Annotated in this window: 13 protein-coding genes; 7 read left to right on the top strand and 6 right to left on the bottom strand. The window is 72.4% G+C overall.

Annotated elements, in window-relative coordinates; genetic code table 11:
* The first annotated feature begins 259 nt into the window (after positions 1-259).
* Positions 260-2,062: an ABC transporter ATP-binding protein gene (locus tag ACFO60_RS40150; protein ID WP_380852583.1), complete on the top strand. Its 1,803-nt coding sequence runs from the start codon at positions 260-262 to the stop codon at positions 2,060-2,062.
* Positions 2,059-3,927 carry an ABC transporter ATP-binding protein gene (locus tag ACFO60_RS40145; RefSeq protein WP_380852579.1) on the top strand — a complete coding sequence of 623 codons (1,869 nt, stop codon included), beginning with the start codon at positions 2,059-2,061 and terminating at the stop codon, positions 3,925-3,927. Before ACFO60_RS40150 ends, ACFO60_RS40145 begins: the two co-directional genes overlap by 4 nt.
* Positions 3,928-4,089: 162 nt before the next feature.
* Here the strand turns inward: ACFO60_RS40145 and ACFO60_RS40140 are convergent, their stop codons facing one another.
* Both ACFO60_RS40140 and ACFO60_RS40135 read right to left on the bottom strand, forming a co-directional pair.
* The gene (locus ACFO60_RS40140; RefSeq protein WP_380852576.1) at positions 4,090-4,551 is read right to left on the bottom strand and encodes a VOC family protein; all 462 of its coding nucleotides are present in this window, start codon (positions 4,549-4,551) and stop codon (positions 4,090-4,092) included.
* On the bottom strand, positions 4,548-5,135 hold the full coding sequence (locus ACFO60_RS40135) for a DinB family protein (RefSeq protein WP_380852573.1): 588 nt from the start codon (positions 5,133-5,135) through the stop codon (positions 4,548-4,550). The genes ACFO60_RS40140 and ACFO60_RS40135 overlap by 4 nt, the downstream gene beginning before the upstream one ends.
* Positions 5,136-5,197: 62 nt before the next feature.
* Between ACFO60_RS40135 and ACFO60_RS40130 the strand changes: the two genes are divergently transcribed.
* The gene (locus ACFO60_RS40130) at positions 5,198-6,190 is read left to right on the top strand and encodes a helix-turn-helix transcriptional regulator (RefSeq protein ID WP_380852570.1); all 993 of its coding nucleotides are present in this window, start codon (positions 5,198-5,200) and stop codon (positions 6,188-6,190) included.
* Between the two features lie 39 nt (positions 6,191-6,229).
* Here the strand turns inward: ACFO60_RS40130 and ACFO60_RS40125 are convergent, their stop codons facing one another.
* The gene (locus ACFO60_RS40125) at positions 6,230-6,670 is read right to left on the bottom strand and encodes a DUF6223 family protein (RefSeq protein WP_380852567.1); all 441 of its coding nucleotides are present in this window, start codon (positions 6,668-6,670) and stop codon (positions 6,230-6,232) included.
* A 216-nt stretch (positions 6,671-6,886) separates the two neighbouring features.
* Between ACFO60_RS40125 and ACFO60_RS40120 the strand changes: the two genes are divergently transcribed.
* The 3 genes from ACFO60_RS40120 (at position 6,887) to ACFO60_RS40110 (ending at position 10,166) form a co-directional block, all read left to right on the top strand.
* A complete protein-coding gene (locus ACFO60_RS40120; RefSeq protein ID WP_380852564.1) occupies positions 6,887-8,008 on the top strand; it encodes a sensor histidine kinase in 1,122 nt (373 codons plus the stop codon).
* On the top strand, positions 8,005-8,667 hold the full coding sequence (locus tag ACFO60_RS40115; protein WP_380852561.1) for a response regulator: 663 nt from the start codon (positions 8,005-8,007) through the stop codon (positions 8,665-8,667). Before ACFO60_RS40120 ends, ACFO60_RS40115 begins: the two co-directional genes overlap by 4 nt.
* 281 nt (positions 8,668-8,948) lie before the next feature.
* Positions 8,949-10,166: a monooxygenase gene (locus ACFO60_RS40110; protein ID WP_380852558.1), complete on the top strand. Its 1,218-nt coding sequence runs from the start codon at positions 8,949-8,951 to the stop codon at positions 10,164-10,166.
* 101 nt (positions 10,167-10,267) lie between these two features.
* Here ACFO60_RS40110 and ACFO60_RS40105 read toward each other — a convergent pair whose 3' ends face one another.
* The 3 genes from ACFO60_RS40105 to ACFO60_RS40095 are packed head-to-tail and all read right to left on the bottom strand — an operon-like array spanning position 10,268 to position 12,906.
* Entirely contained in the window at positions 10,268-11,953 is a 1,686-nt protein-coding gene (locus ACFO60_RS40105; RefSeq protein WP_380852555.1) for a glycoside hydrolase family 13 protein, read from the bottom strand.
* On the bottom strand, positions 11,950-12,123 hold the full coding sequence (locus tag ACFO60_RS40100) for a hypothetical protein (protein ID WP_380852552.1): 174 nt from the start codon (positions 12,121-12,123) through the stop codon (positions 11,950-11,952). The genes ACFO60_RS40105 and ACFO60_RS40100 overlap by 4 nt, the downstream gene beginning before the upstream one ends.
* A gap of 12 nt (positions 12,124-12,135) precedes the next feature.
* Entirely contained in the window at positions 12,136-12,906 is a 771-nt protein-coding gene (locus ACFO60_RS40095) for an SDR family NAD(P)-dependent oxidoreductase (protein WP_380852549.1), read from the bottom strand.
* Between the two features lie 226 nt (positions 12,907-13,132).
* On the opposite strand from ACFO60_RS40095, the gene ACFO60_RS40090 reads away from it, so the two are divergent.
* Positions 13,133-14,131 carry a LacI family DNA-binding transcriptional regulator gene (locus ACFO60_RS40090; RefSeq protein ID WP_380852546.1) on the top strand — a complete coding sequence of 333 codons (999 nt, stop codon included), beginning with the start codon at positions 13,133-13,135 and terminating at the stop codon, positions 14,129-14,131.
* Positions 14,132-14,536 lie beyond the last annotated feature (405 nt).

Raw genomic sequence — 14,536 nt, 5'->3', positions numbered from 1 at the left:
GCGACTCGTGCGCGCACGCTCCGGCGGCGCCGGGGCTCGCGCGCCCGTGTGGGCGGCGTCCCCGCAGTGGGTATGCCAGTTCGGGACCCTCTGCCGGGGCGGCGGCATATCGCGCGCCCGAAAATCGGTTGCTCGGGGAGTTACGGGCTTGGAAGGTGAAGGCGACGCCTGCGGTCGTGGCCGGTCGCGCGCGCCCCCGCGACCGGCGCGCCCCTCGCGCCCGTCCATCACGCCGACTCCTAAGGAATGCCGCTTCCTCATGCCCTCCGACGGTAAAGACCCCGCCCTCGCCCCTGGATCCCCCGATGAGCGCCGTGGCGGGAGATCGCGGTCGTTGCGGCGGCTCACGCCGTACCTGCGCCCCTACGTCCCGCGGCTGACCGTCATCTGGCTGGCCACCATCGCGGGCATCGCCACCAGCACCGCGATCCCGCTGGTGGGCAAGGACATCATCGACGGCCCCGTCGGCCACGGCCGCGGCGACGCCCTGCTCCCGCTCGGGCTGCTCGCCCTGGCCCTCGGCGTCGCCGAGGCGTTCTTGACCTTCGTGCGCCGGTGGATGCAGACCAAGGCCGTGCTCGGGCTGGAGACCGCGATTCGCGACGATCTCTACCGGCACCTGCAGCGGCTGCCGATGAGCTTCCACGGCGACTGGCAGTCGGGCCAGCTGCTGTCGCGCGCGACGACCGACCTGTCCACGCTGCGCCGTTTCTCGGGGTTCGGCCTGCTGTTCCTCGTCATGAACATCGTTCAGCTGATCAGCGTGACCGTGGTGCTCCTGCGGATGTACTGGCCTCTCGGCCTGCTCGTCGTGGTGGCCGCGGTGCCCATCTTCGCGGTGTCGCTGCGGTTCGAGCGCAAGTACCGCCGCATCTCCCGCGAGGTCCAGGACATGCAGGGCGACATCGCCACCTACGTGGAGGAGGCGGCGGTAGGGATCCGCACGATCAAGGCGTTCGGGCGCAGGCCGCATGTGTTCGCCGAGTTCGACGCCGCCGCGCGCAACGTCCGCCGGGTCTCGATGGACAAGGTGCGGCTGGCGTCGCGTTTCTTCACCTTCCTGGAGGTGATCCCGAACGTCACCCTGGCCATGGTGCTGCTGCTCGGCGCGCTGGCCGTCGGCGCCGGTTCCCTGACGCTCGGCACCCTGGTGGCCTTCACCACGCTGATGCTCCAGCTGGTGTGGCCGATCGCCTCGCTCGGCTACATCCTGGCGATGGCGCAGGAGGCGATGACCTCCGCCGACCGGGTCATGGAGGTGCTGGACACCGAGCCGCAGATCGTCGGCGGCGTGGAGGTCATCGAGCGGCCGCGCGGGCACCTGCGTTTCGAGGGCGCCGGGTTCGGCTTTCCCGGCGGTGAGCGGCCGGTGCTGCGTGACATCTGGCTGGAGGTGCAGCCGGGGGAGACGGTCGCGATCGTGGGGGCGACCGGTTCGGGCAAGACGACGCTGACCGCGCTGGTGCCGAGGCTGGCCGACGTGACCGCGGGCCGGGTCACGATCGACGGGCGCGACATCCGCGAGCTGACGCTGCCGGCGCTGCGGTCGGTGGTGGCCACCGCCTTCGAGGAGCCGACGCTGTTCTCGATGAGCGTGCGGGAGAACCTCACGCTCGGCCGGGGCGAGGCGAGCGAGGAGGAACTGCGGGAGGCGCTCGGCATCGCCCAGGCGGGCTTCGCCTACGACCTTCCGTGGGGGCTCGACACCCGCATCGGCGAACAGGGCATGTCGCTGTCGGGCGGCCAGCGGCAACGGCTGGCCCTGGCCCGCGCGGTGCTCAGCAGGCCGAGGATCCTGGTGCTGGACGACACCCTGTCGGCGCTCGACACCGAGACCGAGGCCCTGGTCGAGCGGGCGCTGCGCGGGGTGCTCGCGGACGCGACCGGCCTGGTGGTGGCGCACCGCGCGTCGACGGTGCTGCTCGCCGACAAGGTCGCGCTGCTGCGCGACGGCACCATCACGCATGTCGGCCTGCATCAGGAGCTGCTGGCCACGGTCCCGGAGTACCGGGAACTGCTCGCGCAGGACGCCGACCTCGACCACGAGGAGGCGCTGCGATGAGCGGCACGGCCACCGGCGCGCAGGGCGGCGCGCGGGCGGGCGCGGCCGTCGAGCCGGGACGCTGGCGCGGAGTCGCCACGGAAAAGCAGGAGGATCTGCCGGACAAGGTGTCGGTGCTGCTGCGGGCGCGGTCCCGGCGGCTGCTCGGCGACCTGCTGCGCCCGCACCGGCGGGCCATCGCCGTGCTGATCGCGGTCATCGTGGTCTCCAGCGCGGCCGGGCTTGCGATCCCGTACCTGGTGAAGGTCGGCATCGACGCCGGCATCCCGCCGATGCTGCGGCACGAGGGCGCCGGGACGCTGCTCGCGTCCGGCGCGGCGATCCTGGCCGCGACGCTGATCCAGGCGTTCACCCGCCAAGCGTTCCTCCAAATATCGGGGCGCATCGGACAGGACGTTCTGCTGGAGCTGCGCCGCCGCGTCTTCGACCACTTCCAGCGGCTGTCGCTGGCGTTCCACGAGCGCTACACCTCCGGGCGGGTCATCGCCCGGCTCACCTCCGACATCGACGCGATCGCCGAGATGCTGCAGTCGGGTTTCGACAGCATCGTCACCGCCGTGCTCACCCTGTTCGGCACCGCCGCCCTGCTGCTGGTGCTCGACCTCCCGCTCGGCGCGGTCGCCCTGGTGCCGCTGCCGATCCTGCTGCTGTTCACCCGGTGGTTCCGGCGCGAGTCCAGCATCGTCTACCGCCGCAGCCGCGAGGCCGTGGCGCTGGTCATCGTCCACTTCGTGGAGTCGATGACCGGGATCCGGGCCGTCCAGGCGTTCCGCAGGGAGCCGCGCAACCAGGAGATCTTCGCGGAGCTCAACACCGGCTACCGCGACGCCAACGCGCGCAGCATGCACCTGGTCGCGGTGTTCATGCCGGGCGTCAAGCTGATCGGCAACGTCACGGTCGCGGCGGTGCTGCTGTACGGCGGCTGGCTGGCGCTGCACCACGCGGTCACGGTCGGCGTGCTCGCCGCGTTCCTGCTGTACCTGCGGCAGTTCTACGAGCCGATGCAGGAGATCTCCCAGTTCTACAACACCCTGCAGTCGGCCGGCGCGGCGCTGTCCAACCTGTCGGGCGTGCTCGAGGAACGGCCGGGGGTGGCCGAGCCCGAGCATCCGGCGCCGCCGGCGCGCCACGACGGCGCGGTGCGGTTCGAGGGGGCCGAGTTCTCCTACATCGACGGCGTGCCGGTCGTGCCCCGGCTGGACCTGGAGATCGCCGCCGGGCAGATCGTCGCGGTGGTCGGCGCGACCGGGGCGGGCAAGACGACCGTGGCCAAGCTGATCGCCCGCTTCTACGATCCGACGGCCGGCCGCGTCCTGCTCGACGGCGTCGACCTGCGCGATCTGGAGGAGACCACGCTGCGGCGGGCCGTGGTGATGGTGACGCAGGAGAACTTCCTGTTCACCGGCACGGTGGCGGACAACATCAGGTTCGGCCGCCCCGACGCCACCCTCGCCGAGATCGAGGAGGCGGCCCGCGCGATCGGCGCGCACGAGTTCATCGCGGGGCTGCCCGAGGGGTACCAGACCCAGGTCGGCAAGCGCGGCGGCCGCATGTCCGCGGGTCAGCGGCAGCTGGTGGCGTTCGCCAGGGTGTTCCTCGCCGACCCGGCCGTGCTGATCCTCGACGAGGCGACCTCCAGCCTGGACGTCCCCAGCGAACGCCTCGTCCAGCGCGCCCTGCGCACCGTGCTCGCCGGCCGCACCGCCCTGATCATCGCGCACCGCCTGTCCACCGTCGAGATCGCCGAACGGGTGCTCGTCATGGACGCCGGCCGCGTCGTCGAGGACGGTCCCCCGGACCGCCTCATCGCCGGCGCCGGTCGCTTCGCCGACCTCCACCGTGCCTGGCTCGACAGCCTGGCATGACACCTGTGGGCCGGCCCGGGGGACCCGGGCCGGCCCGCCCCCGCGGGCGGCGCCGGCCGCCGGCGCCGAACCGCCGGGCGCGGCCGGCGAAACCGGTCAGGTCCACTAGGTTCCGGATGCGGGAGGAGAGGTTCGATCCCGCGCTCGAGGCACGGGAGGTCGTCAGTCCAGGCAGAACTCGTTGCCCTCGGGGTCGGTCATCACGATGTGGCCGGCGTCCAGCGGAGGGGCGGGCTCCTGGCGGCGCACCCGCTTGGCCCCCAGCGCGACCAGCCGGTCGCACTCGGCCTCAAGCGCCGCCATCCGCTCCTGCCCCTGCAGCCGGGGAGCCACGCGGACGTCGAGGTGGACGCGGTTCTTGGCGACCTTGTCCTCCGGCACCTGCTGGAAGAACAGCCGGGGGCCGTGCCCTTCGGGGTCCTCGATGGCCGATGCGCTGTTGCGCCGCTCCTTCGGCACGCCGTTCGCCGCGAGGAAGTCGTCCCACGCGGCGAGCGGGTCGGCGTCCTTGGGCAGGTCGGCTCCGGGCGGCGCGGGGTGGACGTAGCCCAGGGCGTCGCGCCAGAAGGTCGACAGCGCCCGCGGGTCGTGGGCGTCGAAGGTGACCTGGATGTGGCGGCTCATCGGGCTGCCTCCTTCGTGCGGGGGTGGGTGTGCAGGTAGAGGTCGCGCAGCAGGCAGGCCTCCGCCAGGTGGTGGATCAGTTCGCGGTGGATGTGCAGCACCAGATCGGCCATGGGCGCCTCGGGGTAGGGCTCCTTCGCGCCGACCGGGACGCCGAGCTTCGCCTCGCCGAGGCCGCGCACTCCGGCCTGCCAGACGTCGAGCTGGGTCTGGAGCTGATGGAGCGCGGTGGCCGCGTCGCCCGCGTACTCCCAGGTCTCGTACGACGCCGCCGGCGCGCCGAAGTGCGCGGCGTTGCGCGTGGCGAGCACGCCGACGATGACGTGGCCGAGTCGCCAGGCGATCGTGGTGAAGGGCGCGGGGACCGGTTCGGGGAAGGCGTAGTCGATCGTGTAGTCCCCGGAGCCGGCCTGCACGGGCGCCGTCGAGCCGCCGCGCGGCCGCACGTTCCAGGCGTCCGGCACCGGCGACCAGAAGTACTCGTCGTCGGTGAGGCCCTCGAGCCGCGCTCGGAGCTGATGGTTCCAGTGGAACTCCCACTGCTCGCGCAGCGGCCGGTTCCAGTCGAGGTGGTCTTCGTCCATGGCGTCACTCTGGCACCCTTGGCGGACAGTATCGGTCCGCTATCTCGGGCAGTGTGGGGGACATGGACGTGGTGAGCGGTGACGAGCGGGGGACGACCGAGCGGGTGCTCACCTTGCTCGGGCTGCTGCAGCAGCGCCAGGTCTGGACCGGCCCCGAGCTGGCCGACCGGCTCGGGGTCACGACGCGCACGGTGCGGCGTGATGTCGAGCGGCTGCGCACGCTCGGCTATCCGGTGCACGCCGGACAGGGCGTCGGCGGCGGCTACCGGCTCGGCCCGGGGCAGGACCTGCCGCCGCTGCTTCTCGACGACGAGGAGGCGATCGCCGTCGTGGCCTCGCTGCTCGCCGGCGCGGGTGGCGCGGTCGCCGGCGAGGCCGCGCTCCGGGCGCTGACCAAACTCGACCGGGTGCTGCCCACCCGGCTGCGGCACGAGGTGCGCGCGCTGTCGGTCTCGGTGGAGTCCTTCGGCGCGGGCCGCGCGCCGGTCGACCCCGAGGTGCTCATGACGCTGGCCAGAGCCTGCCGCGACGAGGTCGAGGCCGGCTTCGGCTACCCGTCCGGGGGCGAGGTGCGGCGGCGGCGGGTCGAGCCCTACCGCCTGGTCGTCTCCGACCGGCGCTGGTACCTGCTGGCCTACGACCTCGATCGCGACGACTGGCGCAGCTTCCGTGCCGACCGGATGAGCGAGGTGTCGGCACGGACGTGGCGCTTTCGCCCGCGTGCGGCGCCCGACGCGGCGGCGTACGTCCAGGAGGGGGTGGCGAGCCGGGCCTACCCGCACCAGGCGCGCTTTCTCGTGCACGCGCCGGCCGACACGGTGCGCGCGCAGGTTCCGGCGTCGGCGGCCGTCGTGCGGCCGCGGGGGAGCGAACTCTGCGAGGTGCTCAGCGGCGCCGGCAGCCTCGACTTCGTGCTCGTGCACGTGCTCCTGCTGGGGCACGACTTCGAGGTGCTCGACCCTCCGGAGCTCGGGAGGCGCTGTCGCGCGCTGGCGGACCGGCTGCTGTCGGCCGGCGCGGCGATCCCACCGGGCCCGGACACAGAGGAGTCCTGAGCAGCCCTGTGCCGGCCGCGACCGTCGGCCGGTCAGACGTCAGGCGGTCAGGCGGGAGCGGGCCAGAACGAGCCCGCCGAGGACCATGGCGGTCAGCCCGACCACCAGGGCCACGAATCCCCCGACTATCCCGTAGCCGGTGCCGGGACCACCCTCGGCGGCGGCCACGACCAGCCCGCCGACGCCCGCGCCGGCCGCCCCCGCCGCCAGGGCCACGATGGCGCCCCTCCTCCCGCTGCCCGCGCCGGCCCGGCCCGTTCTCCCGGCGCCGATCCGGCCGGCCGAGCGGGCCAGCGCCGCCCCGCCGATGACCACGCCGGCCAGCCCCAGCAGCACGGCCGCCAAGGACCACAGACGTCCGGCGGTCAAGGCGTGAGCGCCGGCCGGCGCGACCAGGACGTGCGCGGCCGCCGGTGCGGCGAACGCGGAAACCCCGGGCAAGGCGGCCGCCGCGGCGGCGAGCAGGTGACGGACGGACATGAGGCGCTCCTTCAGCGACGACTGGACCTCGCCTGATCATGTCCGCTGGACCCACCGCCGATCGTCCTGCGGAGGCGGGCACTTCGCGCTGCCGCCCACGCCGCAGCCGGACTGCCGCCGGCGCCGCAGGGGCCGCGCAGGTACCGCGGGTGCGGTAGGCGGCTGATCGTCCGTGCGCAGGAGTCGCCCGCGCGGACATCCGGCTACGGTGCACTCATGAGCGGCAGGCGGCGGATCGGCGCCGGCGACTGGGCGATCGCCGTCGGCGTGGCAGCGATCCTGCTGATCGCCGGGCTGTCCGGGCAACACCCTTCGACGAAGCTCGACCCGCTGGGCTACGCGTTGCTGGCGGCCGGCGGGCTGGCGCTGGCCGCGCGCCGCCGGGCTCCGGTCACCGTGCTGGCCGTGACCGGGGTCTGCGCGCTGGGCCACCAAGCCGTCGGCTTCGACGTGCCCGCCGTCGCGTATCTGTTCGCGGTGTACGCCACCATGCGGGCTGGACACCGCGTCGTCACGGTGGCGGGATCGGTGATCATGCTGGCCGCTCTTCCGCTCGCGGTCCTCGCCTCTCCCCGCGACTGGCCGGTGGGCGAGGCGTTCACGCAGGCCAGAGATGTCCTCCAACTGGCCTGGCTGATCGCGGCGGGAGCGGCGGGTGAAGCGCTGCGACAGGCGGAGCGCCGGGCGGACGAGGCCGAGCGCACCCGCGAGGAGACCGCCCGGCGGCGCGCCGACGAGGAGCGGCTGCACATCGCGCGGGAGCTGCACGATTCGCTCACCCACCAGATCTCCGTCATCAAGGTGCAGGCCGAGGTCGCCGTCCACCTGGCCCGCAAGCGGGGTGAACAGGTGCCCGAGGCGCTGCTGGTGATCAGGCAGGCCGGTCGTGAGGCGGCCCGGGAACTGCGAGCGACGCTGGAGGCGCTGCGCGACGACGGCGAGAGCACCCCGCACGGGCTCGACCACGTCCCGGAGCTGGTGGAACGGGCCCGCACGGCCGGCCTGGACGCGAAGCTGACGATCGGGGGACAGCGACTCGACGTGCCGGCGGCGGTGGACCGGACCGCTTTCCGCATCGTTCAGGAGTCGCTGACCAACGTCGCCCGTCACGCCGCGGCCGCGACGGCCTCGGTCCGCATCGACTACCGTCCCGACGCCCTGGTCATTCGGGTCGACGACGACGGCAGGGCCACGCCGGACACCGCCGCGGTGCCCGGCGTCGGGCTGCTCGGGATGCGTGAACGCGTCACCGCCCTCGGCGGACACCTGCGGGCGGCGCCGCGCAGCGAGGGCGGCTTCTCCGTGCGGGCCGAGCTTCCCGTGGACCGGACGCCGTGATCCGTGTCCTGCTCGTCGACGACCAGCCGCTCATCCGCAGCGGATTTCGCGCGCTGCTCGACATCGAGGACGACATCGAGGTGGTGGCCGAGGCCGCCGACGGGAGCCAGGGCCTGGAGCTGGCCAGACTGCACCTGCCCGACATCGTGCTCATCGACGTCCAGATGCCGGTCCTCGACGGCATCGAGGCGACCCGGCGCATCGCCGCGGACCCCGCCCTGGCCGGGGTGCACGTCGTCGTCCTGACCAACTACGGCCTGGACGAGTACGTCTTCAACGCGCTGCGCGCCGGCGCGGCCGGATTCCTCGTCAAGGACATCCAGCCGGAGGACTTCCTGCATTCCGTTCGCGTCGCCGCGCGCGGCGACGCGCTGCTCGCCCCCTCGATCACCCGCCGGCTGATCGACCGGTTCGTCAGCCGGCCGCTCAACGCGGGCACCGGCACAGGCTTGGAACGGCTCACCAACCGCGAACGTGAGGCCGTGGTCCTGGTCGCGCAGGGCCTGTCCAACGACGAGATCGCCGAGCACATGGTGATCAGCCCGCTCACCGCGAAGACCCACGTCAACCGGGCCATGACCAAGCTCCACGCCCGCGACCGCGCCCAGCTGGTGGTCCTCGCCTACGAATCAGGCCTGATGGCCTCGCGCGACCGTTGACCTCCGCGGCCCGGCACAGGAGCGAGACCGGCGACGCGCGGCGTCGCCGGCGGCTCACCGGCGGGCCGGCGGTCACCGTCGCCCGAGCCGCACACCGGACGCCGGCCTGAGCGTCAGGGTCGGTCTCAGGGATGTCCTCCGCCGGTCGGAGGAGCGGGTTCAGCCGAGCGGCGTATGGAGAGACCACAGGTGCACCAGGCAGGCTGGAGTCTCCAGGACCGGCGATTCCGGCGCCGGTGCGCGATCTCACGGGACCATCCCGGTGGAGAGCAGGAGCCGTCGTGAACAAGGTGCTGACCGGAGCAGCCGTCGCACTCGCCACAACACTTCTCATCGCCGCGTGCGGACCGTCCTCCCCGACCGGCTCCGCGGCCGCCGGGCAAGGGCGGTCCTCCGGCCCGCCCCAGGCGAGCACGGGCCCGACCGCCGGCTTGCACGCCGGTCACGCCGGACCGTTCACAGCGCCGCCGCCCCAGCCGCTGCGCGAATCCGAGCGGTTCGTCGACCTGAAGCCTCCCCGGTCGTACACCCCGGCCGCCCCCTCAGGGGGGACCGACGAATATCGCTGCTTCCTGCTCGACCCCGGCCTGACCCGTTCGGCGTTCCTGACCGGCAACCAGTTCCTGCCGCAGAACACCGCGATCGTGCACCACGCGATCATCTTCCAGATCGGCCCGGACAGCGTCCAGGCCGCCCACGACCTCGACGCTCGCACGCCCGGCGAGGGATGGACGTGCTTCGGCGACGCCGGCGTCGAGGGCGGCGCCTGGGTCGGCCACTGGGCTCCGGGGGCCGACGAGACGCTGTTCTCGCAGAAGATCGGGTACGCGATGCCGGCCGGAAGCCGGGTGATCATGCAGGTGCACTACAACCTGCTCGCCACCGGCGGCAAGCCCGGGCAGAGCGACCGGTCGGGGATGCGGCTGCGGCTCGCCGACGGCAAGGACGGCTTCACCCCGCTGCAGACCGGGCAACTCGTGGCGCCGATCGAGCTTCCCTGCGCGACCGGCGAGTCAGGCCCGTTGTGCGACCGCGAGGCCGCCGTCAGCGACCTGTCCCACCGCTTCGGGCGCCAGGCCGAGGAGACGCTGGGGATGCTGGCCGAGTACTGCTCCGATGGCGTGCCTCCCGCCCCGGGTCCGACCCAGCGCTGCGACCGGCCGACCCCGGCGGCGGGCACCATCTACGGCGTCGCCGGCCACATGCATCTGCTCGGCAGGTCCATCAAGATCGAGCTGAACCCCGGCAAGCCGGGCGGGCGGACCCTTCTGGACATCCCGGTCTACGACTTCGACGAACAGGCGATCCGGCCGCTGCCCAAGCCCGTCGCCGTCGCGGCCGGTGACACCTTCCGCGTGACCTGCACCCACGACGCGGGCCTGCGCACGATGCTCCCCGCCCTGCGGGGCCTGCCGCCCCGGTACGTCGTGTGGGGCGAGGGCACCAGCGACGAGATGTGCCTCGGCCTCCTGATGTGGTCCCCGGCCGGCCGCTCTTAGCTCACCGATCCGACGGATGGGGCGCCCGCTGCGGACGGCCCGCGCATCGCCTCGTGGGTGAGCTCCTCGGCCCGGGCCGGGGCGGACCGGCGGATCAGGATTCAGCGGGCATGAAGCCAGACGGCCGTGTCGGGCGGCAGTAGGTGGTCGTCCAGCGGTCGGCTGGTGAGGTGTATCTCATCGTGGACGGGCAGCGGTACCGGTCGGGCGGTCAGGTTCACCAGGCAGGTGAATCCAGCGCCGCGGCCGAACGCGATCACCCCGGCGGGTGCCTCCAGCCACCGCAAGAGTCCCTCACCCAGAGCAGGGTGGGCGCGCCGGAACCGCAGCGCTGTCCGGTACAACTCGAGCGTCGAGTCGGGGTCTCCTGTCTGGGCCTCGACGCTGAGCTCGCGCCACTGTGGTGGCTGCGGCAGCCAGGGCTTGGCGGTGCCGAAGCCCAGCGCGGGCGCGGCGCCCGACCACGGCAGCGGGACGCGGCAACCGTCCCGGCCGTGGACCCGGTGACCGGAGCGTTCCCAGATCGGGTCTTGCAGGACGTCGGAGGGAAGGTCGTCGACCTCGGGCAGTCCCAGTTCCTCGCCCTGGTAGAGGTAGGCGCTGCCAGGCAGGGCCAGCATCAGCAGCGCCGCCGCCCGCGCCCGGCGCGTGCCGAGCGCCAGGTCCACCGCCCCGGCGTCGAGGCCCGACCGCCGCCGCGTCCAGTCACCGTTCAGGCCGTAGCGCGTGACGTGGCGGGTCAGGTCATGACTGGACAGCACCCACGTCGCCGGCGCCCCCACCCGGGTCAGCGCGGCGAGGTGGTCGTCGATACATGTACGCAGCTCGCCGGCATTCCAGGGGCACTTCAGGAAGTCGAAGTTGAACGCGGTGTGCAACTCGCCGGGGCGCAGATACCGGGCCAGCCCACCGGTCCGGATACGCCAGGCTTCGGCCACGAACATTCGCGCGCCGCGGGGCGTCGCGGCGTAGGAGTCGGCGATCTGGCGCCAGTCGCGGTATATCTCATGCACCTCGTCACGGTCCCAGTGCGGGTGGTCGCCGAGGTGCCGGCCGCCGCCTTCTCCGAACTCGGCGGCTCCGGGATCGAGGCCGATGTCCGGTAGCAGGGGGTGCTTGGCCAGCCCATGTGCGACATCGAGCCGTAACCCGTCGATGCCCCGGTCGAACCAGAACCGCAGGATCGATTCGAACTCCGCGCGCACCTCGGGGTTGGTCCAGTTGAGGTCGGGCTGCTCGGGTGCGAACAGGTGGAGGTACCACTCGGCCCGCCTTTCCACGTGGTCGGGGAGGCGGGTCCAGGCGGGACCGCCGAACACCGAGTGCCAGTCGTTGGGCGGCAGCGCCCCATCAGGTCCGCGACCCGGGCGAAACCAGTATCGCGCGCGCTCGGGCGATCCAGGGCCCGCGGTGAGGGCGTCGGCGAACCACCGGTGACGGTCGGAGGTGTGATTGGGAACGATGTCGACGATGAGCCGCAGGCCGTGCTCGTGAATCTCCTCGATCAGACGTTCGGCCTCGGTGAGCGTGCCGAACTCTGGGGCGATCGCCCGGAAATCTGCCACGTCGTAGCCGCCATCGGCCATCGGGGAGCGGTACCACGGCGTGATCCAGAGCGCGTCGACGCCAAGGTCGGCGAGATAGGGCAGCCGCGACCGAATCCCGGCGATGTCGCCGACACCGTCACCATTTCCGTCGGCGAAGCTGCGGATGTAGATCTGATAGACCACTGCGTGCCGCCACCAGTCGGTGGGCTCTGTCGTGACGGGTGCGGACTCAACGGTCACAGGTCGCGCACCACCCAGAAGTCGAAGGAGGTCACCGGAGCGAACCGGCTCTTGCCGACGACGACATCCACGACGGCGGGTCTTCGCTGCGCGGACGCCTCGGCCAGGGCCTGGCGGCGACCGCGTACGCCGCAGGCGGGCGGTCCGCTTCCGCGATGCCGGATTGTCATCGACGTGACCTCCTATGACTCGGGATCATGTGCGAGCACCGACCGTCCGCCGTCGACGGGCACGGTCGCGCCGGTGATGAAGCCGGCATCCTCGGAGAGCAGGTAGGCGATCGCAGCCGCGACCTCCTGGGGCCGCGCCACCCGGCCCAGCGGGTGCGACAGCGCCATCTCCCGTTCGACGCGGGCAGCGTCCGCGGGCGCCTGGGCGCCAAGGAACCGCGCGTAGCGCTCGGTGTCCACCGAGCCCGGCGCCACGGCGTTGACCCGGATGCCGCGCCGCCCGTACTCGACCGCGAGCGCACGGGTCATGCCCTCGATGGCCGCCTTGGCCGTCACGTACGGCAGGCAGCCGGGGACCGCCTGGCGTGCCTGGTGTGAGGAGACGTTGACGATCGCCCCCGGCGTGCCCGCGGCGAGGAAGCGGCGGATCGCGGTGGCGCACCCGACCACGGCGGCATTGAGGTTGGCCGCGATGAGGTCCAGCACGTGTTCGGTCGTGGCGGAGTGGACAGAGGCGTCCCGGAACACGGCGGCGTTGTTGACCCAGCCGGCCAGGACGCCTGCGGCCTGCGCGAGATCGCAGGCTTGATCCGCCACGGTCTCATCGGCCGCGTCACCGGCCACGCCGATCAGGCGCGCGCGGGCGGGATGGCCGTCCATCCACGCCAGCTCCGCCGGGTCGCGCTCGATGGCGACGACGGTGCCGGCGTCACCGAGGAGGTGCTCGACCAGTGCCTTGCCGATGCCACGGCCCCCTCCCGTCACCACATACGAACGGCTCATGCTCATCTCCTTTCCGTTGATGTGCTCTTGCTCGCCGAAACGCGCAATGCGGCATCACACGGACCGGTGTCCCTCCTCCGCCCGGACGCCGACCGCACATCCGTCTCCTCCACATGAGACGGGATCGTCCACCAGCTGTCAAATGCTTCTATCGAAGCACTTCGATAATCCTGGACCCCTGATACGATTCCTGCCGACGAGACCGCGCTTCGACAAGGGGTGGTACATGGCGGCACGGACCACCATCTACGACGTCGCCACCGCGGCGGGCGTCAGCATCTCCACCGTGTCACTGGCCCTCAACTCCCCGGCCCGGGTCAGCCAGGCGACCAGGCACAAGGTCCTCGCGGCCGCGGACGCGCTCGGCTTCGTCCCCAAGCAGGACGCGGTCGCCAAGGCACGGCGCGGCGTAGGGCGCATCGGCGTCATCGCGCCGTTCACCTCGTATCCGTCGATCGCCCGACGTCTGAACGGCATCCTGCGAGCCGTCGGCCGCCGGCCCCTGGAAGTCGTCCTGTTCGACCAGGAGTCGGCCGCGCAAAGCTCTTCGCCATTGCTGGCCGGCCTGCCCATCACCGGACGGCTGGACGGGTTGATCGTCGTCAGCCTCTCTCTGGACGAGGCGGTGGCCGGCCGCCTGACCGACCTGCGACTGCCGACGGTGCTGATCGACGTCCGCCATTCCCGCTTCGACTCCGTGCACACCGACGACACCACCGGCGGCCGGCTCGTGGCCGAGCACCTGATCAGCCGTGGCCACCGCGAATTCGGCTTCCTCGGCGAGGCGCAGAGATCCGACGCCTACGTCTCGCCGTCACAACAGCGGCTTGCGGGCTACCGGGCGGCCCTGGCCGAAGCCGGCCACATTCTCGCCGACGGCAATGTGCGGCTGACCGGACACGGGCTCGCGCCGGCCTGCGCCGCCGCAAAGGAACTGCTGTCGGCGCCAGACCGCCCTTCCGCTGTCTTCGCCGCCAACGACACGCTCGCGGCGGGAACACTGAGGGCCGCGCATGACCTTGGCCTCGCCATACCCGGCGACCTGGCGGTGGTCGGCTTCGACGACAGCGAGCTGGCCGAGGCCCTTGATCTGACCACCGTGCGCCAGCCCTTGGAAGAGTCCGGCCATGCCGCGATGGAACTTCTCATCCAACGGCTCGACCACCCCGGGACCGCCCGCGAAGTGGCGCTGCGACTGCAGCTGATCCCACGCGGCACAAGCTGACCCCTGGCCGGACGGGCACAGGTGCGGGCCGTCGACGATGGGCGAGCGTCGTGACACGCCTGTTCATCGGTGCCCGTGCCGATGCTTGCCCCGGTGTTTTCCGTGGGTGCCGGTGTGGCTGTGCCAACGGCGCTTGTGCCCGGCGGAGTCCTCGCCGAAGACCATCGAGCCGTAGTACCGGCCCTCCAGGATCTTCCAGTGCTTGCCGTGACGCGCCCGGTGCTTGCGGTGCTTGGCCGTGTGGTGCCTGACATGACCGTGGTCGGCCCTGCCAGGGTCAAGTGACCCGGGACCCGGCGTCTCCGTGGGGACCGGTCCGGGCGAGGGCGTCGGGGTCGGCGTAGGCGTTGGGGTGGGCGTAGGCGTAGGCGTTGGGGTGGGCGTAGGCGTTGGGGTGGGCGTAGG

The organism is Sphaerisporangium dianthi (assembly GCF_042654065.1).
In the GTDB taxonomy this organism is placed as follows: Bacteria; Actinomycetota; Actinomycetes; order Streptosporangiales; family Streptosporangiaceae; genus Sphaerisporangium; species Sphaerisporangium dianthi.
The sequence above is the reverse complement of the archived record's forward strand: the minus strand, read 5'-3'. Positions and strand labels throughout refer to the sequence as shown.